Below are 22,923 nucleotides of genomic sequence, written 5' to 3' on the forward strand. Positions count from 1 at the left end.
TCCTCTTGCCTTATCTGTAATTGCTTGTCAGCCAATGAATCTGAGGTCGTTGATGGTGCCACTGGCAACCAGCATGATGTAGAAGTCGGTAACCATCAGGGTGCCGAGGGTGATCCATGCGTACTGCTTGTGCCGGACGTTGAGCCTGCTGATCTGGGTCCAGAGCCAGTACCGCACAGGGTGTTTCGAGAAATGCTTGAGTCGGCCACCGGTCACGTGCCGGCAGGAGTGGCAGGACACCGTGTAGACCCACAGCATGAACACGTTGCCGACCAGGATCAGGTTGCCCAAACCGATGCCGAATCCGCCGTCGGGCTTGTGGAAGGCGATGATCGCGTCGTAGGTGTTGACCAGCGAGATCAGCACCGCGATGTAGAAGAAGTAGCGATGCGTGTTCTGGATGATCAACGGCAGTCGGGTCTCGCCGGTGTAGTGCGCACGCGGTTCGGCCACCGCGCAGGCGGTCGGCGATTGCCAGACCGTGCGGTAGTAGGCACCGCGGTAGTAGTAACAGGTGAGCCGGAACAGCAGCAGGAACGGCAGCGAGACCGCCGCGTACGGCAGCCACCACACATCGGGCAGGAACTGGCCGAAGTGGCTGGCCTCCGGTATGCAGCCGACGCTCACGCACGGCGAGTAGAACGGTGTCAGGTAGCCGAACTCTCCCACCCAGTAGTGGTTCTGCTGGAACGCCCGCACCGTCGCGTAGATGACGAAGGCCGCGAAGCCGAGGTTGATGATGAGCGGTGACTTCCACCATGGGTCGGTGCGTAAGGTGCGGCGCGGAATCGCGGCGCGGGTCGGTGAGAAGACACCGGGTCCGTCACCGGGCCGGTTGGCGGTGGGCGCGCTCATCTAACTGCATTCCCTTCTTCGGCGCGGGCCGTGGTCTGGGTGAATTCGTGCGACCAGTGCGCACGCGTGGCCGATGAGCGCGGGCTCACCGGTTCTTGAGGTGGCCGCCCACGCCTTCGTCGTCGACGTCGCGCCAGAACGCGGTGTCGTACTCGGTGTCTGGCACCTGGATCTTCTCGCCGGAATGCTGCGGAGCGCAGCGCGAGAGATCGAGGTCGTTGGCATCGTCGTCCAGCAGCTCGACGTCGTGCAGGATGCGCTCGGCATCCAAGACGATGCGCCGGGTGGCTGGGCTGTCCCCGTACTTCGACCGCAGCGCCAGGACGCAGCGGCGTAGCTCGCCGACCAGATCGTGCAGTTCGGTGAGTTCGGTCATGCTGGACAAGTGACCTCCTTGGGCTGAAGGGTGTCGGGAATCACACTACGACACCCGATGCTAGCCACATCACGATCGAGAAGTGACTCACATCACGTTCGACCTCGCCGTGGCGCGTCGCCCGATGCGGTAATGCGGTAGCCAGAAGGAGGAATTCGATGACTGATACCCAATTGGCCGCCAAGGCCCAGACCCTGCTGGAGCTGCACCGTCCCGGCGATCCGGTGGTGCTGCCCACGGTGTGGGACGCCTGGTCGGCCGACATCGCCCGAGCCGCCGGGTTCAAGGCGCTGACCGTCGGCAGCCACCCGGTGGCCGATTCACTCGGGAAGGCCGACGGCGAAGGCATGTCGTTCGACGACGTGTGTGCGCGGGTCGCCCAGATCACCGCGAAGGCCGACCTGCCGGTGTCGGTCGACATCGAATCGGGCTACGGGCTGCCGGCCGAAGATCTGATCGCCGGTCTGCTGAAATCCGGCGCGGTCGGGCTGAACATCGAGGACACCGTGCACAAGGAAGGCAAGCGGCTGCGCGCGCCCGATGAGCACGCCGAGTTGGTCGGCCGGCTGCGTGCAGCCGCCGACCGGGCGGGCGTCCACGTGGTGGTCAATGCCCGCACGGATCTGTTCCTGCGCAAGGACGGCGACGACGCCGACCGGGTCGAGCGTGCGGTGTCCCGGCTGAAGCTGTGTGCCGAGGCCGGCGCGGACAGTCTGTACCCGGTGGGGCGGCACGATCCAGAAACCCTGTCGCGGTTGACCGCTGAGCTGCCGCTGCCGGTCAACGCCATCGCGCTGCCGGACCAGGATGATCCCGCCTCGTTCGGCCCGCTCGGTGTGGGCCGGATCAGTTTCGGGCCGTTCCTGCAGGGCGCCCTGCGTAAGCAGGCCGAAGACATGCTGGCCCGCTGGACCTGACACCCGGGCGTGCGAAGTCCGGCGCACCCGGTGCTGCGCCGGACTTCGTCGCCGGTGACTACTTGCTTTCGATCGCGATGCGGGTGGCGCCGGGGGCTGCCGGCGTGGCGTGCGCACCAGCGACCCGCACGGTCAGCACTCCGGCGTCATAGGACGCGGTGACGTCGTCGCCGCCGATGTGCTCGGGCAGCGCGAACGTCCGACGGAATGCGCCGTAGCGCACTTCGCGGAGTGTGCGACGCACACCGTCCTCGGTGTCCTCGCCGGTGTATTCGTCGCGACGTTCACCGTGCACCACCAGGTTGCCGTCCTCGACGTCGACGTGCACGTCCTTGGCTACGTCCACGCCGGGCAGTTCGAGCCGGACGACGGCGTCGTCGCCGTCCTTGATGATCTCGGCGACCGGGGTGAAACCGGTCGCGACCGGCTTGAACCACTCTTGGGCCGCGGCCGGGCCGAAGAACTCCCGGACCCAGCGATCGGCGGGCCAGGCGGGTCGGGTCCGCAGTGTGATTGCGCTCATCGAAACTCCTCGTTGACTGTGTTCGGCCGGCACCTCACCGGACCGTCACCAATACAAACTTGAGTCGACCACGCTAAAGTTCCATCTGGCGTTCGCCGGCAGCGAAACCCTCACACCCGATGCGCCGCGGCTTGTGAGGACACTGTGATGGCTGGTTCACACTGAGACGACAATCCGGCAACGTCGCGTTCCTAACCTCGCCGCATGTCCGGAAACCAGATGTCAAAGAACTGCGTGGTGGTTGGCCACGGCATGGTCGGTCACCGCTTCGTGGAAGCGTTGCGCAGCCGGGACACCGACGGCCAGTGGACGGTCACGGTGTTGGGTGAGGAAGCCGACGCGGCCTATGACCGGGTCGGGCTGACCAACTACACCGAGCACTGGGATCGCGGACGGCTGGCGTTGGCCGGCAACACCTATCCCGACGACGACCGGGTTCGGTTGCTGCTCGGCGACCGGGTCACCGAGATCGACCGGGACGGTAAGGCCGTCGTCACGGCCTCGGGGCAGCGTTTCGACTACGACGCGCTGGTGCTGGCCACCGGTTCCTACGCCTTCGTGCCGCCGGTGCCCGGCCGCGACCTGCCCGGCGTGCACGTCTATCGCACCCTCGACGACCTGGACGCGATCCGCGCCAGCGCGCAGAAGGCGTTGGACACCAAGTCGCCGGTGGGCGTGGTGATCGGCGGCGGTCTGCTCGGCCTGGAAGCGGCAAATGCACTGCGCCAGTTCGGTTTGACCGCGCACGTGTTGGAAATGTCACCGCACCTGATGGCCGCCCAGCTGGACGAGGCCGGCGGCGTGCTGCTGAACCGGATGATGCGCGGCCTGGGCATCGAGGTGCACACCGCGGTGAGCACCGAGAGCATCGCGCCGGCGCAGAAGAACAAGCCGCTGCGTCGCTCGGCAGTCGACGACTCGCTGCGGGTCACGCTCAACGACGGCAGCTCCGTCGACGCCGGCGTGGTGATCTTCGCCGCGGGTGTGCGCCCGCGCGACGAGCTGGCCCGTCAGGCCGGCCTGGAAACCGCCCAGCGCGGCGGTGTGCTCACCGACATCACCTGTGTGACAAGCGATCCCAACATTTACGCGATCGGCGAGGTGGCGGCCATCGAGGGGCGCTGCTACGGCCTGGTGGCACCGGGCTACACCACCGCCGAGGTGGTGGCCGACCGGCTGCTCGGCGGGGCGGCCGAGTTCACCGGGGCGGACATGTCCACCAAGCTCAAGCTGATCGGCGTGGACGTCGCCAGTTTCGGTGACGCCAAGGGAGTCACGCCGAACTGTCTGGAAGTCGTCGTCAACGATCCGGTCAAGCAGACCTACGCCAAACTGGTGCTCTCCGACGACGCCAAGACGCTGCTCGGCGGCATCCTGGTCGGCGATGCCTCGTCCTACGGTGTGCTGCGCCCGATGGTGGCCAGCGAACTGCCCGGCGACCCGCTGGCGTTGATCGCGCCGGCCAGTGAGGACGGTGCCGGCGGCGCTGCCCTGGGTGTGGGTGCGCTGCCCGACATCGCGCAGATCTGCTCGTGCAACAACGTCACCAAAGGTGACCTCAAGGAAGCGATCTGCGGTGGCTGCACCGATGTGCCGGGGCTGAAGAAGTGCACCCTGGCCGGCACTTCCTGCGGGTCGTGCGTGCCGCTGCTGAAGCAATTGCTCGAGGCCGAAGGCGTCGAACAGTCCAAGGCATTGTGCGAGCACTTCGGCCAGTCCCGCGTCGAGCTCTTCGAGATCATCACCGCGACCGGGATCCGGACCTTCAGCGAACTGGTCGAACGATTCGGCACCGGTAACGGCTGCGACATCTGCAAACCGGTCGTGGCCTCGATCCTGGCCTCGACCTCCAGCGACCACATCCTCGACGGCGAACAGGCCGCACTGCAGGACTCCAACGACCATTTCCTGGCCAACATCCAGCGCAACGGCAGCTACTCGGTGGTGCCGCGGGTGCCCGGCGGCGACATCACGCCCGAGCAACTGATCCTGATCGGCGAGGTGGCCAAGGAGTTCGACCTGTACACCAAGATCACCGGCGGCCAGCGCATCGACATGTTCGGCGCCCGGGTCGAGCAGCTCCCGCAGATCTGGCGACGGTTGATCGACGGCGGCATGGAATCCGGGCAGGCCTACGGCAAGTCGCTGCGCACTGTGAAGAGTTGCGTCGGCAGTGACTGGTGCCGGTACGGGCAACAGGATTCCGTGCAGCTGGCGATCGACCTCGAACTGCGCTACCGCGGACTGCGGGCACCGCACAAGATCAAGATGGGGGTCTCCGGTTGTGCGCGGGAGTGCGCCGAGGCGCGCGGCAAGGACGTCGGCGTGATCGCCACCGAGACCGGCTGGAACCTCTACGTGGCCGGCAACGGCGGCATGACCCCCAAGCACGCGCTGCTGCTGGCCAGTGACCTCGACACCGAAACCCTGGTGCGCTACATCGACCGGTTCCTGATGTTCTACATCCGTACTGCAGACCGGCTGCAGCGCACCGCGCCGTGGCTGGAAAGCCTCGAAGGTGGCCTCGACCACCTGCGTGACGTCATCTGCAACGACTCGCTGGGACTGGCCGATGACCTGGAAGCCGCGATGGCCCGCCACGTCAGTGGTTACTCCTGCGAATGGAAAGGCGTGTTGGAGGACCCGGACAAGCTGTCCCGGTTCGTCTCCTTCGTCAACGCTCCGGACCAAGCCGACCCCACCGTGCAATTCTCCGAACGATCCGGCCGCAAGGTCGCGATCGGAATGCCGACCTTGCGAAAGGACGAATCATGACTGTGCTCAACGACGTTCAGGTGTGGACCAGTGCGTGCGACTATGACTTCCTGATCCCCGGACGCGGTGTGGCGGTGCTGCTCGACGACGGCTCGCAGGCCGCGCTGTTCCGGTTGTCGGACGGTTCGTTGCGTGCGGTCGGCAACGTCGACCCGTTCTCCGGAGCCGCCGTGCTGTCCCGCGGCATCGTCGGGGATCGGGCCGGCTGCCCGGTGGTGCAGACACCGATCAAGAAGCAGGCCTTCGGTCTGGACGACGGTGTCTGCCTGGATGATCCCGACGTCACCGTGCCGTCCTACCCGGTCCGGGTGACCGAGGGCGGCCGGGTGGAGATCGGTCGCTTGCGCTGAATCGGTTGCGCTCGAACTCCGGGGTGCAGCGGCCGGGCTGCGGTTATCCTCAAGGCCATGAGTCGACGCGCGCACGTCGGTCTGGCGGCGGTGTTGTTGGCCGCCGGGTTCGCCGTCATCGACACCACGGCCATCCCGGTGAGTGTGCACGCCGACGTCTGCGCCGGCATCGGTGGCCGGCACGTCTCGGTCAATACCTGCGGCAGCATCGCCGACGCCATCTCTCCGTGGGTGACGCCACCGTCGGAGTGCGCGCCGCTGCCGCAGGATTTCGAACAGACCACCGCACCGCCGCCGCCCCCAGCGCCGGCCCCGGACGTCAACGTGTGCGCAAACGTGGGCCGACGGATCAGCGTCAGCGGTTGCGTGTAGCGGTTACGCGGCGGGCACCAGAGCCGGCCCGGCGGTTTCGGCGCGGGCCCGCAGGAACCTCGAGGTGACCAGTCGCACGGTGCCGGGATGCAATCCCACCGGCGCGGTGACCAGGTCGGCCCCGGAGTCCCGCAACCGGTCGTAGAACAGTCCGTCGGCCAACAGGTAGCTGGCCACCACGACACGGCGGTGCCCGGCGCGCCGCAGCGCCGTCACCGCATCGGCCACCCGCGGTTCGCCGGTGGCCGCGAAGGCCAACTCCACCCGGCTGCCCAGCGCCGCCGACAGCAGCGTGGCCGTGACCCGCAGATCGCGTTGGGCCAGCGGATCAGAGGTACCGGCGGCGGCCAGCACCACGGCATCCCCTGGGCACCAACCGGATTCGATCAGCCGGTCGGTGAGCACCCGCACGATCTGGGCGCTCGGGCCCAGCGCGGCGGCCACCGTCACATCGGGATGGCCGCTCGCCGCGACGTGCGCGGGCAGGTCGGTACGAACGTGGTATCCGCTGGCCAGGAACGCCGGCACCAGGACCGCCGGCCGGCCGGACAGACCGGCCAGCACTTCGCTCGGGGTGGGTCCCAGGACATCGACGAACGCCACCCGCACCTGTTGGTCGAGCAGCCGCGAAACCCGCTGCGCGAGTTCGCCGATCATCGACACACCGCCGGGCTTACGGGTGCCGTGCGCCACCAAGACCAGGCTCATGCTGCGCCCTCGTCGACGGCCAGCCGGTATCCGCGCTTGACCACCGTGGCGACGATGTTCTTGTCGCCCAACGCAGTCCGCAGCCGCAGCACCGCGGTTTCCACGGCGTGCGTATCGCTTCCCGAACCGGGCAGCGCGGACAGCAGATCGCGTCGGGAGACCACCGTCCCGGGTCGCGCCGCCAACGCCCGCAGCGTGGCCATAGCCGCCGGCGACAGCGTCTTGACCGCGCCGTCCACCAGCACGCAGGTGCCGCGGATCTCGACGTGGTGCCCGGCGGCGACCAGCGTGCGGGTCTGCAGCAGCGGCAACTCGTCCGTGATGTGCCGGGCCAGCGCCCCCAGCCGCATCCGCTCCGGCGCCGAGGTCGGCACCCCGAGCCGTACCAATGGCCGTGCCGTCACCGGACCCACGCACATCGCGTGCACGCTGCCGCGCAGTGCGGCCAGCACCTGCTCGGCGATGCCGAGCTCCCGGGCACGCAACAGTGTGGCGGCCACCGCCGGTGCCGAGGTGAAACTGACCGCATCGAACTGTTCTTCGGCAATGCCACGCACCAGGGCGTCGAACGGGCCGCCCGGCGCGGTGGGCCGCCAGCGGTACACCCGGATCGGCACCACGTCGGCGCCGGCCGCGCGTAGCTCGTCGACGAACTCGGGGAACGGATCCCACTCGTCGGTGGCGCCGTGCAACTGCACGGCGATCCGGCGCCCCGCGATCCCGGTCGCCAGCAGATACTGCAGCACCTCGCGCGACGATTCGGATTCCGGCGACCATTCCTCGGGTAACTCGGCGGCGCGCAGCGCGCCGGTGGCCTTGGGACCGCGGGACACCACCCGGGCCCGACCCAGCGCCTCGGTCAGTTCGTGCGCCAGGCCCCAGCCGTCGGCGGCGGCCATCCAGCCGCGGAAGCCGATGCCGGTGGTCGCGACCACCACATCCGGTGGTCGCTGGATCAGGGCGGTGGTCTGCGCGTGCAGTTCTTCGTCGTCGGGCAGCGCGACCATCTCGATGGCTGCGGCGGCAGTCACCGACGCGCCGCGGCGGCGCAGCAGCCCGCACAGCTCTTCGGAGCGGCGCGCGGCGGTCACCGCTACCCGGAATCCGGTCAGGGGCGCCCAGTCGCGTTCTTGCATGGAATCTGTGTAAGCAGGTTCCGTTTCGGAACGGTTAACGATCGGTTGCCGCGGCGTCTCCTCGCTGCGTGCCGACACCATGGACCTCACAGTAGGGCCTCGAGGTTGCCCTAAAGCTGCAGGTCATGACTGAGATGTAAACATCAGCTCACGGCCTCCTCGGCGCGTGTGGCGTGCACCACGGTGAACGGCAGATGGACCAGATCGTCATCGAGCAGCGGCATGATGGTGGCCATCCGTTCGGTCATCTCACGCAGTTCGGCGACCCGCTCGGCCGGCATCTCCGCCAGCGCCTCCGCAGGCAGTTCGCTGACCTGTCCGCGGAAACCGGCGGCGTTGCCCAGGTAAGTGGTGGGCCCGATGAAGTCGATGCGCCAACCGGCGCTGCCCAGGGTGTCGCGGATCTGACCCTCGTCGATCGCCGCCAGCGGCGCGCGGACCCCGTTGACGTGGCCGGCGGCAAAGCAGTACAGGAACCAGCGTGCTCCCGGCCGGGTGGCCTGATGCAGCCGTGCGGCATAGCTGCGCCGGCCGGCGTCGTCGAGGCAATGGAACAACGCGCTGTCGACCACGGTGTCGAACCGGCCGTCGTAGCCGGTGAGCTCGGTGGCGTCGGCGACTCCGAAGCTGACGCTGGCGCCGGCGTCAGCGGCGCGCTGGCGCGCGCGTTCGATCGCGGCTTCGGAGCCGTCCAGCGCGGTGACCGAATGACCGCGCAGAGCCAGGAATATCGCGTTGTCGCCCAGACCGCAGCCGATGTCCAGCACCTCACCGGAGATCGCTCCCAACGCTTCGAGTTCACGTAGCCGCGGCTGGGCCTGACCGATGTCCCACGGGATGGCGGCCGCCGCCGGAGCGCCCGGGGTGGCGGGTTCACCGCGGTAGAGCTTGTCGAATGATTCCGGGTCGGGCCGGAAGTCGTCGGAGCCGGCGGTCACTTGATCCAACCTACGCCCGATTACCAGACGTCGCCGTCGCGCCAATCGCAGATCAAATCGGCGCTGGTGTCCACCTCGACGGTGACCGGCAGCACGAACACGCTGCCGTCGTCCTCGGGGGTGTACTGGATGCCGGTCGGGGCCAGCACCCCGGTGCGTCCCTGCCAGCCCAGCCAGCCGCGGGCCGCATAGAAGCCGGTCGCGGTCTTGGTGGCGCTGGCCGCGCCCACTTGGTACGCGCCGCGGATCACCTGCTCGACGGCGTCCATCAGCGCGGCGCCCAGCCCGGTGTCGCGATGGTCTTCGCGCACCGCGACGGCCTCGACGTAACCGCAGCGCAGGGCGCGGCCTTGGCAGAGCAGTCGGCGTTGCACGACGGCGGCGTGCGCGATCAGTGTGCCGTGCCGGCTGACCAGGGCGTGCATGCCGCCCTGCGCATGCTCCCAGTCGCTCTCGGTGAACCCGTCGTCGAAGGCACCGAACAGCATCCGGCGTGCGTCGTCACGCGTTTCGGGGTCCAAGTCGGCGTTGTGCACCAGGCGAGCGGTGCACATCGGCGTGGGCGTGTGAACCAGGGGCTGCACACTGCCGTTTCTACCCGAAGAGCGCTGTCCTGGCCAGGCTTTCGGCTGGCGGCGCGCGGGTCAGCGGCGCGGCCGCGCCCAGCGCAATCGCACGGTTTGGCCGGGCCGGATCTGGGCCACCTTGTCCACGTCGGCTTCGATGATCACGCCGGCGACCGGATAGCCCCCGGTCACCGGATGATCCGGCCCGAGGATCACCGGCTGGCCGTTGGGCGGCACCTGAACGGCACCCCGGGTGGCTCCTTCGGAGATCAGCTGTCGGTCCGGCCACCGGTAGCGCATCGGGGTTCCGACCAGCCGCATGCCGACCCGGTCGCTACGGTCCGAGGCCATCCAGACCGTGTGCACCAGCGCGTCGGGGTCGGCGAACCAGTCCTCCCGCGGGCCCGGCAGCACCCGCAGATCCAGCATCTGGTCTTCGATGCTGGCCACCGGGGCCTGATCGAGTTCGGGATACTCCTCGGAGTGTTCGCCGACCGGCAGCACATCGCCGGCTTGCAGCGGACGCGGCCCGATCGCCGACATCACGTCGTAGCTGCGGGAGCCGAGCACCGGAACCACGTCGAACCCGCCGCGCACCGCGACGTAACTGCGCATGCCGGCCCACGGTGACCCCAGCGAGATCACGTCGCCTTCGTGTACCCGGGTGATGCTGTTGGTGCCGAACGGTTTTCCGTTCACCGTCGGGTCGGTGTCGGCGCCGGTAACGGCGATGTCGGCGTCGCCGCCGCGCACCCTTGCCGACAGCCCGCCCAGGGTGACTTCCAGGGTGGCCCGGTCATCGGGATTGGCCACCAGCCGGTTGGCCAGGGTGTGGGCGCGCCGGTCGGCGGCACCCGATCGACTCACGCCGAGGTGGGCCTGTCCGGTGCGACCGAGGTCTTCGACCAGGGCAAGTGGCCCGGTGCGCAGGATCTCGAGTGTGACCATGGTGTTCCCTCTTCGCTTATCCGGTTCAGACCGCGCGGAACTGCACCCAGGAACCCGGGGTCAGCAACGCCGGTTGTTCGCGCTCGACGTCGAACAACACCGCGTCGGTGTGTCCGATCAGTTGCCAACCGCCGGGGGAGCGGCGCGGGTAGATGCCGCTGAACTCACCGGCCAAGCCGACCGCTCCGGCCGGCACCTGGGTGCGCGGCTCGGCGCGGCGCGGGACATGCAGCCGTTCGTCACCACCCACCAGGTAGCCGAAGCCCGGCGTGAAGCCGCCGAACCCGACCTGCCACAGCGTGCCGGTGTGGGCGGCGATCACGCCCGCGGTGCTCAAACCGGTCAGGTCGGCGACCTCGATCAGATCGGGCCCGTCGTAGACCACGTCGAGCACGACGTCGGCGTGGCCCGGGACCGGACGCGCCGGGACAGTGCCGGCCTCCGGGGTCAGGGCGGCCAATCGTTGACGGGTGGGCTGCTGGTAGCGCGGTGCCGCCAGTTTCAGCAGGACGGTGCGCGCGGCCGGAACCACGTCGAACACACCGGGTAGTTCGGCCTGGTGCAGGGCACTCGTCCAGGCCAACACCTCGGCGGTGTCGGCGCACTCGATCAGTAGGGCACAGTCGCCGTAGTCGCGCACCATGCCAGTGACTTTCCTGTCCAACGCGATGCTCATGACCCGACGTTACCGCTGAGTAGGGTGGGCCGGCAGAACCCTTACAGGCACGCCAGAGCGGCCTTACCGAAGGCTCAGAGACGGCGTCCTCAGCCCATCGGCTGATAGCTGGGTTCCCGGCGTTTGATCGCGTCGATCACCCGGTAGGTGACCGGCAACAGTGCCACTTCGACGATGGTCTTGTAGAACCAGCCCAGCGCCGCGTACACGACGAAGTCGCGCAGGCTGTGGATCCCGATCGCGCCGGCCGCGATGGCGCAGAACACCAGCGAATCGCCGAGCTGGCCCACGAAAGTCGATCCGATCAGCCGGGCCCACAGGTGCTTTTCCTTGGTGCGCTGCTTGATCAGCACCAAACTCAGCGCGTTCAGCGTCTGCCCGACCAGGAAGCCGGCCAGCCCGGCCACAATCAGCTGGGTGTAGGCCGACACCACGTTCTCCAGGTGCACCTGGTTTTCATAGAAGTCGGCCGGCGGCAGCGCCACGGTCACCCAGAACGCGACCGCAGCCAGCACGTTCATTCCGAAGCCGAGCGCGATCGCACGGAACGCGGGCCGGAACCCGTACACCTCGGAGAGCACGTCGCCGATCACGTAGGTCAGCGGGAAGACGATGAAGCCGCCGTCGGTGATGATCTCGCCGAACGCCACGCCCTTGGTGGCGGTCACGTTCGAGATGATCACCAGCGCCGTGAACATCGCGACCAGCGTCGGGTAATAGCGGGACCCGACTTCGGCGAAGCCGCGGTGCTCGCCGGGTCCGTCGAGGTAGGGGCTGCTCACCCGGCCATCCAAGCAGATCGCGGGCGCGCCACCGCGCCGACGGTCAGGCCCCGAGCGCGCCCGTCAGCAGCGGCGGCAGCTGATCGGCCACCACCGGATAGGACAGCACCGAGCTGAAGCCGATCGCGCCGGCCAACTCCTTGCCGGTGAAGACGTTGCGCTGGGCCGCGCTGGCCGGCAGCGCCGCGATCTGCGGTTCGGCGAGCAACCGGGCGGCGGCGTCGTCGGTGTCGGTGGTCCAGATCAGTACGTCGACGTCGCGCAGTGCCGCACCGATCTGGTCCAGCGGCAGGTGCAGCTGGCCGCCGCGTTCGTCGCCGAACTCGCCGAGGCCGTCCGGGATGGTGAACCCCATCCGGGTCAGGAACTCGGTGCCGTGACCGGCCGCGGTGGCGATCACGGTGTTGTCGAAGACGTTGCCCTGCAACAACACTGCGCTCTTGTCCGTGAACTCCGGGTGTTCGGCGGCAACCGCGTCGAGGCTGTCGTCGACGGCGGTGACCAAGTCGGTCATGGCTGCGGAGGCAAAGCAGGCCGCGCCGATGCTGGCCGCTTGATCGCGCCAGGGCCCGAAGAACGGTGCGTAGCCGGGCTGGGCCACGGTGGGCGCGATGGCCGACAGCTGCTGATAGCTCTCGGCGTCGCAGCCGGCGTTCAGCGCCAGGATCAGATCCGGTTCCAGCGCCTCGATCTGGTCGACCTGGATGCCGTCGGCGAGGTTCAGCACCGCGGGTTGGGCGCTGCCGAGCGCGGCCCGGGCCCATGGCCACACCGCGAACGGTTCGGCTCCCCACCATTCGGTGGTCGCGATCGGGATCACACCCAACGCCAGCAGGCTGTCCTGTTCGGTGAAGCCGGCGCTCACCACCTTTGTCGGTGGCGCTTCGATGGTGGTCTCGCCGAAGACGTGCGCGACGGTGACGGCCTTACCGTCCGCGTCGTCACCCGATCGTGAACAGGCGGCCAGGGTGAGTGCCGCAGCGCCGGCTGCGCCCAGGAATGCCCTTCTGCTCCACCGTGACTGCATCACGGTGAGCGTACGACCGGCGCGGTCAGGTCACCGTGAAATTGCCGAACAGCAGCAGCGCCAGGCCGAGCGCGACGACCAGGTTGACCACGGTGGCCGAGGCGAACACCACGATCGGACGCCAGCCGGCTTCGCGCAGGCCCTTGGCGGAGAACTCCAAACCGATCGCCACGAACGCGAAGATCAGGAACCAGGTGCGCAGGTCGTTGACCGTGGCGATGTCGGCCTTGTCGGCCGCGCCGGCGAACTGCAGGTACAGCGTGCCGATCACCGAGGCCGCAATGAAGCCCAGCACGAACTTGGGGAACCGCTGCCAGAACTGCCCCACCGTGGGCCGGGCAGCCTGACTGCCGCGCTCCACCTTCAAGGCGAAGTAGGCGGTCAGCGCGATCGCCACGAACCCGATCAGCGCGTTCTGCGTGGTCTTGACGATGGTGGCGATCTGCAGCGCCTGCTCGCCGGCGATCGCACCGGAGGCGGCCACCGCGGTGGTGGTGTCGATGTTGCCGCCGATCCAGGCGCCGGCCACCACCTCGGACAGGCCGAACACGTGCGCCAGCCAGGGCAGCAGGAAGATCGACGGCAGCGCGAACACGATCACCAACGAGGCTGCGTAGGCCAGTTGTTCACGTTTGGCCTGCACGGCCCCGGCTGCGGCGATCGCGGCGCTGACCCCGCAGATCGACACCGCCGAGGCCAACAGCGCGCGCAGTTTGTCGTCCAGGCCCAGTTTTCCGCCGATCCACCAGCTGAAGCCGAACACCGCCGAGATCAGCAGCAACGCCTGCAGGATCGCCGGGCCGGCCGCGGTGGCCAGGAGCTTCAGATTGATCGACGCGCCCAACAGCACCAGACCGGTCTTGATGAAGAACTCGGTGCGGAAACCGGCTGCCAGCGCGTCCCGGATCGCCAGTTTGGTCAAGATCAGGTTGCCCAGCAGGCCCAAAGCTATTGCGTAGATCGGGAATTCGATGGATTTTCCGATGCCCTGCAGTGGGGTGCCCTTCGACCACTGCGGCACCTGGGTTTCCAGGTAGCGGGTCAGTGCACCCAGCACCAGCACGGCGAGCACGCCGCCGGCGAAACCGGCCAGCGACGTCCGCTGCGGTTCGGTTTCGGGGCTCGCCGGCTGAGCCGGCCGGGTTTCCTGTTCGGTCACGGGATCACGCTGCCCGGGATTGCACCGACCAGAACCAGGGCCAATAGCGTCAAGCCGACGATGACGGCCAGCCAGTCTTCGTTCACGACGGCAACCTACGGTCGCCGAAGCTCAGCGAGAAGGGTTGGCTTCAGCGCGAATCGAACGGTTCAGTGTTTGGCCAGGCGCTTGTTGAGCAGCCGGGTCAGCCAGGCCGGTGAGAACCGGGAACCGAGGGTGAACAGCTTGGCCTCGGTGCCGACCGGGAAGTGCACCTGGCGCAGGGTGCGTTGCAGCGCTGAAGGTTCGACGGCCGCGACGATGTCGCGGGCGATGTCCTCGGCGGTCAACTTGACGCCCAGGCTCTGGGTGGTGCCGATGTCGACGCCGTCGGTCATCGCCGTCTGCACGTACAGCGGCCACATCGCGATCACCCGGATGCCGGCGCGGCTCCATTCGATGTCCAACGCCTCGGTCAGGCCGCGCACGAAGAACTTGGTGGCGCTGTACACCGCGAGTTCGGCCTGACCGTAGATGGCCGACGCCGAGGCCAGGTTGACCACCACCGATCCGGCGGTGTTGCGCAGGTGCGGGTAGGCAGCGTGCAGACTGTTGACCACACCCTTGCAGTTGATGTCGATTTCCCGGTGGTGGGTCGGCACCGCGACGTCGGCGAACTCGCCGGCCACCAGGATGCCGGCGTTGTTGATCATCACGTCCAGTCGCCCGCCCGCGGCCTCGACGAATTCGTCGACGCGAGTGGCCATTTCGGTGGCATCGGTGACGTCGAGGTGACCGGTGCGGACCCGGTCGCCGAGTTCGTCGGCCAAGCTGGCCAGTCCGTCGGCATCGATGTCGTAGGCCCCGACGAGAAAGCCCTTGGCGGCGAACGCCGTGGCGGTGGCGCGGCCGATCCCGGCCGCGGCGCCGGTGATGAACACGGCTTTGGTCACTAGAGTTCCTCCTGATTGGGCCAGCCGGCGTCGAGGATGTCCAGGGCGCGCAGGATGGCTTCGCGCGACATCGGGGTGTCGTCGGCGGCCGCCATCAGAACACCGGTGATCGCACCGGCGGCCACCTTCAACCCCTCGTCGTCCGGGGGGCGTTGCTGGCGCCGGGCGATCGCGGCGGTCAACAACCGCATGGTGCGGATGTACTCGTTGTAGAGCGCGCCCTTGGCTTCCGGCAGTGCATAGAGCATCCGCTGCCGAGCCACCGAGAACTCCCATTCCTCGGCGGCGGTGAAGGTCCGTTCGACGGCGTAACGGTAGGCGGCCACCGGGTTCAGGTGACCCGGCGCCGCCACGAACTCTTCGATGATCGGCTCGATCAGTTCATCGGAAACCAGCAGCGATTCCTTGGACGGGAAGTAGCGGAAGAAGGTGCGCGGTGAGACCTCGGCGGCTTCGGCGATCTGCTCGACGGTGGTCTCGGCGTAGCCCTGCTCATCGAAGAGTCGGAAGGCGGCCCGACGGACTGCGTCGCGGGTCCTGCGCTTCTTGCGCTCCCGCAATCCCGGGGAGTCGTCGGCGGTCATGCCATGCATTGTGGCGTACGCGAGCAGCCAACTCCCGGGGTATCCCGGGCCGTACCGGACCGGCGCGGTGGGTCAGGCCCCAGCCGGCACCGGATCGCGGTCGTTGACGTCGGCGTTGGTCTCCTTGCGCGCACAATGCGCACAACAAAACATGCCGGCGTCGGTCTCGATCCCGTGCCCGAGGATCCGGCAACCGCAGTGCGCACAGTTCGGCGCCAGCTGCTCGGTGGCGCATTCCACGCTGTCGAACGAGGCCGAACGGCCGTCCGGCCAGGTCACGGTGAAGGCCTTGTCGTAGTCATTTCCGCAGGTGGCGCATATCGTCATGGAAACCCTCCTTGTCGATGCCTGGTCGGGTTCCCGAGATCGATGGCGGCAAACCTCGGCGTCGGCCGGCACCGGATAGTCGACTTCGTCACAACCTGATTGATTCGTGCACTCCGCGGCCCGAGTGGGTAACCGAAAGGACAGGACGGCGACGGGGGCGCCGCCTGAAATCCGGTACATCGACACCGAAGGATCAATGCATATGGCCACGACCACCATCGAAACCAGCACCTTGATCGCCCAGCTGCGGGCCATCCTGGATCTCACGCACACCGAGATCCAGATCGCCGAGACCCGGGTCGCGCAGGCGCGCACCGAGGCGGTCCGACGTGAGCTGGAGCGCAACGCCGAGCACGGCCGGCTGCGGGCGGAAACCATTGAGCGGGCCATTCGGGACCTCGGCGGCTTTCCGGACGTGGTGGGACCGTTCCTCGGCCGGGCAGCCGCCGCGGTCAAGGCACTGACCGAGCAGGCCGAGCCGTTCAATGAGGCACTGCTCGGCGACTTGGCGCTGGAGGGGCAGCTGCTGGACCGCGCGCGCTATGTCAAGGCGTTGGCCGTGGCGGCCAAGAACCGCGACGTCGAGGAGCTGGCCACCCGTCTGATCACCGCGCACTCGGCCACTGTGGACTGGTTGACCACGGTGCTCGCCGAGGACGCCCTGGGTGGTCCGGCCGCGTTGCGACGTACTCCGGTGCAGGCTGCGGTGGGATTGGCGGTCCGGCTGGCGAACCTGCCACTGACCTGGTCGGCCCGCGGGCTTGAGCATGCCGCCGAGGCCATCCGCTCGACCCGCCCGGCGTTGCAGAACCTGGCTGAGCGGGGCGCCCGCACCGGTGAGATCGCCGGCAAGGCGTTGTCCGGGGCCGGCAACTCGGCGCTGGAAGCCGCCGAGCGGATCACCCGGGAGCAGGGTGCCGAGGAGGTCGCCGATGCCATCCATGCGGCTCGTGGTGCGACCGGTGCGCTGGATCCGGCCGAGCTGCCGATCGCCGACTACGACGAGCTCAACGTCTCCGAGGCGGCCAACGCGGCTAAGGGGCTCAACGACGCGGCCGACATCCGGGTGATCATCGCCTACGAGGAGGCGCACAAGAATCGTCAGCGCGTGGTGTCGGCCGCCCAGGTGCGGCTGGCCGAGCTGGCCCAGGAGGTCGTCGGTCTGAGCTGACCGCCCTGGCCTGGCTGGCTCGGGTGGCCGGACCGGCTGGCAGTTTCGTCAGTCCGGCGCGACGGTCCGCTGCTCGAGCCAGCCGGCCAATGACCGGCCCGCCTCGAGGACGTGGCGTTCGGCGATCACCCGGGCCCGCTCGGCGTCCTTGGCGCCGAGTGCGTCCAGGAGTTCCTCATGCTCGTCGAGGGAATGGTTCTCGTGCTCGGGGAACAGCGTCAGGAAGTTCGTCGGTACGACGCGGGCCGCTTGGCGGATCTGGGTGAGCAGCCGCGGCGAGTGCGCGGCACGGTGGATCTCTTGGTGGAAGCGCCAATTGGCTTCACCGATGCTGTCGTCGCCGGAGCGTGACGCCACGTCGGCGGCCAGTGCGCGCAGGTCGGTGAGTTCGGATTCGGTGATCCGGTCGGCGGCCCAGGCCGCGGCCTGACCGGTCAGCACACCCAGGATGGTGAACGAATCCATCACGTCGTCGACGTCGACGCCGATCACCGTGATTCCGCTGCGCGGCGCGATCTTGACCAGACCCTCGAAGGACAGTTCCAGCAACGCTTCGCGCACCGGGGTGCGACTGGTGGCGAACTCCTCGGTGATCGAATCCAGGTCGATGCGCGAGCCGGCCGCCATCGCGCCGGTCAGGATGCGGTCCCTGAGCTCACGGGCCGCGCGCTCACGCACCGTCCCGGAGATGTCCATCACCATGTCCCGTACTTTACCGCGCAGCTCAGATGAAGCATTTGATATCTGAAATATCAGATGTTAGATTCCAAATATGGGTGACAAGCGCAGTGACAAGATGTCCTTGGTCGCGTTCATGCAGGCCGGCAATGCTTCGGTGTACTCCGGATCGTGGCGACATCCCGCCACCGAGCACGGTTACCTCGATGCGTCCTATTACGCCAAGGTGGGCCGGCAGCTCGAAGAGGGCCGGTTCGACCTGATGTTCTTCGACGACCGGCTGGCGATGCCCGGCATCTACGGCGGCTCGGTTGCCGAGGCGGTGCGCTACGGCGCCCGTCCGGTCAAGCTCGACCTGTCGGTGGTGCTCGGTGTGCTGGCCGAAGCCACCTCCCACATCGGTCTGGGCGCCACCTACTCCACCACCTACTACGCGCCGTTCCACGTCGCGCGCACCTTCGCCACCCTCGACCATCTGTCGGCTGGCCGGGCCGCGTGGAACGTGGTGACCTCGGTCAACGACAGCGAAGCGCAGAACTTCGGGGTGCAGAGCCACCTCGGTCACGACGAGCGCTACGACCGCGCCGACGAGTTCCTCGAGGTGGTCGCGGGGCTGTGGGACTCCTGGGAAGACGAGGCGATCGTCGCCGACCGGGCCTCGGGGCAGTACGCCGATCCGGGCAAGGTGCATGAGCTGGGCCACGTCGGTCAGTACTTCTCGGCCCGTGGGCCGTTGACCGTGCCCCGCACCCCGCAGGGCCGGCCGGTGATCCTGCAGGCCGGCTCCTCGGGCCGGGGCCGCGACTTCGCTTCGCGCTGGGCCGATTTGATCTTCACCGGCGACCCGGGCTTCGACGTGGCGCGGGCGCACTACGCCGATCAGAAGCAGCGCATCGCCGAGTCCGGGCGCGATCCGCAGACGGTCCGGATCTGCCCGATGGCCTACGCCGTGGTCGGGGAATCCGAGGCGCACGCCAAGGAGCGCGAGGCGATGTTCCTCGACGACCTGGTGCACCCGATGGCGTCGCTGACGTTGTTGTCGGAGTTGATGAACTACGACTTCGCCCAGCATGACCTCGATGATCCGATCACCGACGAACTGGTCGCCGCGGCGTCCGGGATCCGCGGTCTGGTGCAGGGCCTGCGCGAGCACATCGGCGGTACGGTGCGAGTGCGCGACCTGGCTGCGCATCGGGCCACGCTGCTGCAGGGCCCCCGGTTCGTCGGTACCGGCGCCCAGGTGGCAGACCAGATGGCCGCCTGGTTCGAAGACGGTGCGTGTGACGGCTTCGTGTTGGCCGCCACGCACATGCCGGGATCCTTCGAGGACTTCGTGCGGATGGTGGTGCCGGAGTTGCAGCGTCGCGGGTTGTCCCGCACCGAGTATCAGGGTTCGACGCTGCGCGAACACCTCGGTCTGCCGCGGCCCGAATCTGCCCACGGCCGTTCGGAAGTGGCGGTCTAGATGAGTGTGCCCAGTACTGCCATGCTCGACGGCGTCCGGGTGCTCGATCTGGCCACGCTGGCGGCCGCGCCGCTGGTGGCGACCTACCTCGGTGAGTTCGGTGCCGAGGTGATCAAGGTCGAACAACCCGTGCACGGCGATCCGATCCGGACCTGGGGCCATCAGCGCGACGGCGTCGGCCTGATGTGGAAATCACTGTCCCGCAACAAGAAATCGGTCACCCTCAATCTGCGCTCGGAAACCGGGCAGGACCTGGTGCGCCGGCTGGTCGAGCACGCCGACGTCGTGATCGTCAACACCCGGCCGCAGACCTTGCGGAAATGGGGCCTGGACTACGACGCGCTGCGCGCGGTCAACGAACGCATCGTCATGTTGCACATCACCGGATTCGGGCTGACCGGACCCAAGAGCGAACGCCCTGGCTTCGGCACCCTCGGTGAGGCGATGAGCGGCTTTGCGCATCTGACCGGTGCGGCCGACGGTCCACCGACCTTGCCGCCGTTCATGCTTGCCGACGGGGTGGCTTCGCTGAACGCGGCCTACGCGGTGATGATGGCGCTCTATCACCGGGACGTGCACGGCGCGCCCGGCCAACTCATCGACGTGAACTTGATCGACCCGCTGGCCCGGCTGCTGGAGCAGAGCCTGCTCGGCTACGACCAACTCGGGATCGTCGGCCAGCGAGCCGGCAACCGATGGGACATCTCGGCGCCGCGGAACACCTACCGCACCTCCGACGGTCGCTGGCTGGCCATGTCGGGCAGCTCGCCGGCCCTGGCACTGCGGGTCTTCAAAGCGATCGGCCGCGATGACCTGGTATCCGACGCCGACTTCTCCGATCCGCAACGCCGACTGGCCCGGGCCGCCGAGGTCGACGCCGTGGTGGCCGAATGGGTGGCCGGGCAGACACTTTCCGATGCCATGGCAGTGTTCGACGCGCACGAAGTAGCGGCTGCGCCGGTGTACGACGTACGCGGCCTGGTCGAGGACGACCAACTCAAACACCGGGAGGTGTTCGTCTCGGTGCCCGACGAGGAACTCGGCGCCATGACGGTGCAGGCTCCGGTGCCGAAGTTCTCCGACGCCGCGCCGCGCGTCGAGAACCTGGGCCCGCGGTTGGGCCAGCACAATGCCGAGGTTTACGGCGAACTGCTCGGCCTGACGCCATCTGACATCGACGACCTGCACGCCGACGGCGTGCTCTGATCCGAAGGAATACACACACGATGACCGATCTGCTTCGTCGCTCCGAACTGGCCCTGCCGGCCTGCAATGACCACATGTTCGTCAAGGGCGTCAGCTGTGGGGCCGACCTGGTGTTCCTCGATCTCGAAGACGCCACCCCGGTGGCCTTGAAGATCGAGTCCCGGGCCAAGGCGATCCGCGCGCTGACCGAACTGGAATGGGGTGCCACAGCGCGGGCAATCCGGATCAACGGCCTGGACACCCCGTGGTGCCATGACGACATCATCGAGGTGGTCACGCACGCCGGCGCGCAGCTCGACACCATCGTGATCCCGAAAGCCCGTACCGCCAAGGATGTCTGGTGGGTGGACGTGCTGCTGACCCAGCTCGAGGAGAAGCTGGGACTGGACAAGCAGATCCGGCTGGAGGTCCTGATCGAAGAGGTAGAGGGGCTGGCCAACGCCGAGGAGATCGTGCGGGCCAGTCCGCGGCTGGACGCGGTGATCTTCGGTGTCGGTGACTTCTCGCTGTCTCAGGGTGCGCGGGTGGATACCAACTTCGTGCCGATCAATGACTACCCGGGCGACTTCTGGGCGTACGCGCGCAACAAGATCATGGTTGCGGCGCGGATCGCCGGCATCGACGCCATCGACTCGCCGTACCCGGACTACGCCGACCTGGCCGGCTACGAAGCCGAAGCCCGCCGCTCCTCGCTGTACGGCTACACCGGCAAGTGGGCGATTCACCCCAACCAGGTTCCGATAGCCAACCAGGTCTTCGCCCCGACCGCCGACGAGATCGCGTTGGCGCACCGCAACATCGAGGCCTACCGGGCCGCCGAGGCCGCAGGCCGGGGCGCCACCGGAGTCGATGGGGTGCTGGTCGATGCCGCGCACGTGAAGAAGGCCGAGGAAGTCTTGGCCCGTGCGGCGCTGATCGACTCTCAGTTGGTTTCCGCCGACGGATAGGGCAGGTCGCTGCTGGCATGCGGGTCCACGCGTACCCGTCGTCCGATGTACGGGAACGCGCGTTGCGCGCAGGACGACCGGTCGCAGACCTTGCAGCCGGCGCCGATCGGCACCCGAACCTCCTCGTTGCTGAGATCGATGCCGGCCGAATAGATCAGCTTGGCCGCGTGGGTGAGCTCGCAACCCAGTCCGATCGCAAACGACTTGCGTTGCCCGAGAAAGTGACTCGGTGATGAGTCGGTGGTGCGGGCGATCCAGAAGTAGGACCGGCCGTCGGGCATCTGGGCCACCTGGGTGATGAACTCGCCGGGCCGGTTGAACGCGCGGTGCACCACCCACAGCGGGCAGCTGCCACCGACCCGGGAGAAGTGGAACGCGGTGGCGGACTGCCGCTTTGAGATGTTGCCGGCCGCATCGGCGCGCACGAAGATGAACGGGACCCCGCGCGAGTCGGTGCGCTGCAACGTCGAGAGCCGGTGGCAGATGGTCTCGAATCCGACCTCGAAGCGTCGTGCCAGCTGGTCGATGTCGTAGCGCAGATTCTCGGCGGACTGCAGGAATTGGCGGTAGGGCAGCAACAGCGCGCCGGCGAAGTAGTTGGCCAAACCGATCCGGGCCACTTCCCGGGCTTCGGCGCTGAGGTGTTCGTCGGCGGCGATGGTCGCGGTGAACAAGTCGGCCTGGGTGAGCAGCGCCAGCTGGGTGGCCATCTGGAAGGCGCGCTGACCGGGGTCGAGCCAGCGGGCCACCTGCAACCGCCTGGTGTCCGGGTGGTAGCGCCGTTTGGCGTGCGAGCCAAGGGTTTCCACGTCGTCGAGCGACACGGTGATGCCCAGTTCGTCGGACAGCAACTGGGACAACTGCCGGTCCAGGCCGCCGACCCGGAGTCGGTGGGTGGCGAACATCTGCTCGGCGGCGCGGTCCAGGTCATCGAGGTAGTTCTGCCGGTCGTAGAAGAAGTCACGGACCTCTTCGAACGGCTTGGGCGGCGCCAGATCACCGGGAACGTCCAGGCTGGCCCGGCCGGCCAGTGCCTCCAACTCGGCGGTCGCCGCCGTCAGCCGGCGGTGCAGGCCGATCACGGCGTGGCCGACCTCGGGCATCCGGGCCGCGAGTTCCTCGATCTGGGCGGGGCTGACCTGGGCTTCGCTCAGGGTCTGCCGGAGCTCCGCGACCAAGCGGGCATCGGAGTCCGGTGTGAAGAAGTGCGCCGGCAGGTTGAACCGCTCGGTGAGGGTCAACAGCACCGGCACGGTGACCGGGCGCTGGTCGTTCTCCAACTGGTTGACGTAGCTGGTCGACAGGTTCAGTGCGCGGGCCATCGCCACCTGGGTGAGGCCGTGCTCTTCGCGCAGGCGACGTAGCCGCGCTCCGATGAAGGTCCTCGACACGTCGACCAGGATAGCTCCGGCGGCTTACACAAACTTCGCAAAATCGGCGGACCAAGGACACAGGAATACGCTTCTACTGGGCCTTTTGCCTGGCTACCGCAGTGCGTACGGTGC

25 protein-coding genes are annotated in these 22,923 nt (G+C 67.9%); 8 read left to right on the forward strand and 17 right to left on the reverse strand.

From position 1 onward, the window contains the following. Positions 1-27: 27 nt before the first annotated feature. Together sdhC and AC5Y3P_RS17535 are read right to left on the reverse strand one after the other, a co-directional pair. Positions 28-855, reverse strand: a complete 828-nt coding sequence (gene sdhC, locus AC5Y3P_RS17530; protein WP_500047193.1) for a succinate dehydrogenase subunit SdhC — start codon at positions 853-855, stop codon at positions 28-30. An 85-nt stretch (positions 856-940) separates the two neighbouring features. Further along, positions 941-1,240 carry an Rv0250c family protein gene (locus AC5Y3P_RS17535; protein ID WP_500047194.1) on the reverse strand — a complete coding sequence of 100 codons (300 nt, stop codon included), beginning with the start codon at positions 1,238-1,240 and terminating at the stop codon, positions 941-943. A 149-nt stretch (positions 1,241-1,389) separates the two neighbouring features. Between AC5Y3P_RS17535 and AC5Y3P_RS17540 the strand changes: the two genes are divergently transcribed. Beyond that, on the forward strand, positions 1,390-2,148 hold the full coding sequence (locus AC5Y3P_RS17540; protein WP_500047195.1) for an isocitrate lyase/PEP mutase family protein: 759 nt from the start codon (positions 1,390-1,392) through the stop codon (positions 2,146-2,148). Between the two features lie 58 nt (positions 2,149-2,206). On the opposite strand, the gene AC5Y3P_RS17545 is transcribed toward AC5Y3P_RS17540, so the two are convergent. Beyond that, positions 2,207-2,671, reverse strand: coding sequence for an Hsp20/alpha crystallin family protein (locus tag AC5Y3P_RS17545; RefSeq protein ID WP_500047196.1), 465 nt, complete (start codon positions 2,669-2,671; stop codon positions 2,207-2,209). A gap of 204 nt (positions 2,672-2,875) precedes the next feature. On the opposite strand from AC5Y3P_RS17545, the gene nirB reads away from it, so the two are divergent. Genes nirB through AC5Y3P_RS17560 form a run of 3 tightly spaced genes read left to right on the forward strand, consistent with a single transcriptional unit; the run spans position 2,876 to position 6,168 of the window. Next, complete coding sequence (gene nirB / locus AC5Y3P_RS17550) at positions 2,876-5,446, forward strand: nitrite reductase large subunit NirB (protein WP_500047197.1); 2,571 nt, start codon at positions 2,876-2,878, stop codon at positions 5,444-5,446. Further along, on the forward strand, positions 5,443-5,796 hold the full coding sequence (gene nirD / locus AC5Y3P_RS17555) for a nitrite reductase small subunit NirD (RefSeq protein ID WP_500047198.1): 354 nt from the start codon (positions 5,443-5,445) through the stop codon (positions 5,794-5,796). The genes nirB and nirD overlap by 4 nt, the downstream gene beginning before the upstream one ends. A 57-nt stretch (positions 5,797-5,853) precedes the next feature. Then, positions 5,854-6,168 (forward strand): hypothetical protein, encoded by a 315-nt coding sequence (locus tag AC5Y3P_RS17560; RefSeq protein WP_500047199.1) that lies wholly within the window; start codon positions 5,854-5,856, stop codon positions 6,166-6,168. Positions 6,169-6,171: 3 nt separating this feature from the next. Here the strand turns inward: AC5Y3P_RS17560 and AC5Y3P_RS17565 are convergent, their stop codons facing one another. The 12 genes from AC5Y3P_RS17565 to AC5Y3P_RS17620 all read right to left on the reverse strand — a co-directional run bounded on the left by AC5Y3P_RS17565 (position 6,172) and on the right by AC5Y3P_RS17620 (position 15,951). Beyond that, the gene (locus AC5Y3P_RS17565) at positions 6,172-6,876 is read right to left on the reverse strand and encodes a sirohydrochlorin chelatase (protein ID WP_500047200.1); all 705 of its coding nucleotides are present in this window, start codon (positions 6,874-6,876) and stop codon (positions 6,172-6,174) included. After that, positions 6,873-8,012, reverse strand: coding sequence for a uroporphyrinogen-III synthase (locus AC5Y3P_RS17570; protein ID WP_500047201.1), 1,140 nt, complete (start codon positions 8,010-8,012; stop codon positions 6,873-6,875). The genes AC5Y3P_RS17565 and AC5Y3P_RS17570 overlap by 4 nt, the downstream gene beginning before the upstream one ends. Positions 8,013-8,155: 143 nt before the next feature. Then, positions 8,156-8,950 (reverse strand): class I SAM-dependent methyltransferase, encoded by a 795-nt coding sequence (locus tag AC5Y3P_RS17575; protein WP_500047202.1) that lies wholly within the window; start codon positions 8,948-8,950, stop codon positions 8,156-8,158. A 20-nt stretch (positions 8,951-8,970) separates the two neighbouring features. After that, positions 8,971-9,504 (reverse strand): GNAT family N-acetyltransferase, encoded by a 534-nt coding sequence (locus tag AC5Y3P_RS17580; protein ID WP_500047238.1) that lies wholly within the window; start codon positions 9,502-9,504, stop codon positions 8,971-8,973. A gap of 90 nt (positions 9,505-9,594) precedes the next feature. Further along, on the reverse strand, positions 9,595-10,464 hold the full coding sequence (locus AC5Y3P_RS17585; RefSeq protein ID WP_500047203.1) for a 5-oxoprolinase/urea amidolyase family protein: 870 nt from the start codon (positions 10,462-10,464) through the stop codon (positions 9,595-9,597). A gap of 25 nt (positions 10,465-10,489) precedes the next feature. After that, positions 10,490-11,140 carry a 5-oxoprolinase subunit B family protein gene (locus tag AC5Y3P_RS17590; protein WP_500047204.1) on the reverse strand — a complete coding sequence of 217 codons (651 nt, stop codon included), beginning with the start codon at positions 11,138-11,140 and terminating at the stop codon, positions 10,490-10,492. 89 nt (positions 11,141-11,229) lie between these two features. Continuing rightward, positions 11,230-11,922, reverse strand: a complete 693-nt coding sequence (locus tag AC5Y3P_RS17595) for a queuosine precursor transporter (RefSeq protein ID WP_500047205.1) — start codon at positions 11,920-11,922, stop codon at positions 11,230-11,232. Positions 11,923-11,965: 43 nt separating this feature from the next. Further along, complete coding sequence (locus AC5Y3P_RS17600; protein ID WP_500047206.1) at positions 11,966-12,949, reverse strand: ABC transporter substrate-binding protein; 984 nt, start codon at positions 12,947-12,949, stop codon at positions 11,966-11,968. 25 nt (positions 12,950-12,974) lie between these two features. After that, a complete protein-coding gene (locus AC5Y3P_RS17605) occupies positions 12,975-14,042 on the reverse strand; it encodes a YeiH family protein (protein WP_500047239.1) in 1,068 nt (355 codons plus the stop codon). A 215-nt stretch (positions 14,043-14,257) separates the two neighbouring features. Beyond that, positions 14,258-15,040: an SDR family oxidoreductase gene (locus tag AC5Y3P_RS17610; protein WP_500047207.1), complete on the reverse strand. Its 783-nt coding sequence runs from the start codon at positions 15,038-15,040 to the stop codon at positions 14,258-14,260. Beyond that, positions 15,040-15,624 (reverse strand): TetR/AcrR family transcriptional regulator, encoded by a 585-nt coding sequence (locus AC5Y3P_RS17615; RefSeq protein WP_500047208.1) that lies wholly within the window; start codon positions 15,622-15,624, stop codon positions 15,040-15,042. Before AC5Y3P_RS17615 ends, AC5Y3P_RS17610 begins: the two co-directional genes overlap by 1 nt. A gap of 72 nt (positions 15,625-15,696) precedes the next feature. Then, entirely contained in the window at positions 15,697-15,951 is a 255-nt protein-coding gene (locus AC5Y3P_RS17620) for a metallothionein (RefSeq protein ID WP_500047209.1), read from the reverse strand. A gap of 196 nt (positions 15,952-16,147) precedes the next feature. On the opposite strand from AC5Y3P_RS17620, the gene AC5Y3P_RS17625 reads away from it, so the two are divergent. Beyond that, a complete protein-coding gene (locus AC5Y3P_RS17625; RefSeq protein WP_500047210.1) occupies positions 16,148-17,122 on the forward strand; it encodes a ferritin-like domain-containing protein in 975 nt (324 codons plus the stop codon). 48 nt (positions 17,123-17,170) lie between these two features. Here AC5Y3P_RS17625 and AC5Y3P_RS17630 read toward each other — a convergent pair whose 3' ends face one another. After that, positions 17,171-17,824 (reverse strand): GntR family transcriptional regulator, encoded by a 654-nt coding sequence (locus AC5Y3P_RS17630; protein ID WP_500047211.1) that lies wholly within the window; start codon positions 17,822-17,824, stop codon positions 17,171-17,173. A 70-nt stretch (positions 17,825-17,894) separates the two neighbouring features. Here AC5Y3P_RS17630 and AC5Y3P_RS17635 point away from each other — a divergent pair, with 70 nt between their 5' ends. The 3 genes from AC5Y3P_RS17635 to AC5Y3P_RS17645 are packed head-to-tail and all read left to right on the forward strand — an operon-like array spanning position 17,895 to position 21,418. Next, complete coding sequence (locus AC5Y3P_RS17635) at positions 17,895-19,265, forward strand: LLM class flavin-dependent oxidoreductase (protein ID WP_500047212.1); 1,371 nt, start codon at positions 17,895-17,897, stop codon at positions 19,263-19,265. Between the two features lie 21 nt (positions 19,266-19,286). Further along, complete coding sequence (locus tag AC5Y3P_RS17640) at positions 19,287-20,471, forward strand: CaiB/BaiF CoA transferase family protein (protein WP_500047240.1); 1,185 nt, start codon at positions 19,287-19,289, stop codon at positions 20,469-20,471. A gap of 20 nt (positions 20,472-20,491) precedes the next feature. Beyond that, positions 20,492-21,418 carry an HpcH/HpaI aldolase/citrate lyase family protein gene (locus tag AC5Y3P_RS17645; RefSeq protein WP_500047213.1) on the forward strand — a complete coding sequence of 309 codons (927 nt, stop codon included), beginning with the start codon at positions 20,492-20,494 and terminating at the stop codon, positions 21,416-21,418. On the opposite strand, the gene AC5Y3P_RS17650 is transcribed toward AC5Y3P_RS17645, so the two are convergent. Then, the gene (locus AC5Y3P_RS17650; RefSeq protein WP_500047241.1) at positions 21,394-22,818 is read right to left on the reverse strand and encodes a short-chain fatty acyl-CoA regulator family protein; all 1,425 of its coding nucleotides are present in this window, start codon (positions 22,816-22,818) and stop codon (positions 21,394-21,396) included. The genes AC5Y3P_RS17645 and AC5Y3P_RS17650 overlap by 25 nt on opposite strands. Between the last annotated feature and the right edge of the window lie 105 nt (positions 22,819-22,923).

The sequence above is a fragment of the Mycobacterium sp. NGS45 genome (assembly GCF_059812645.1).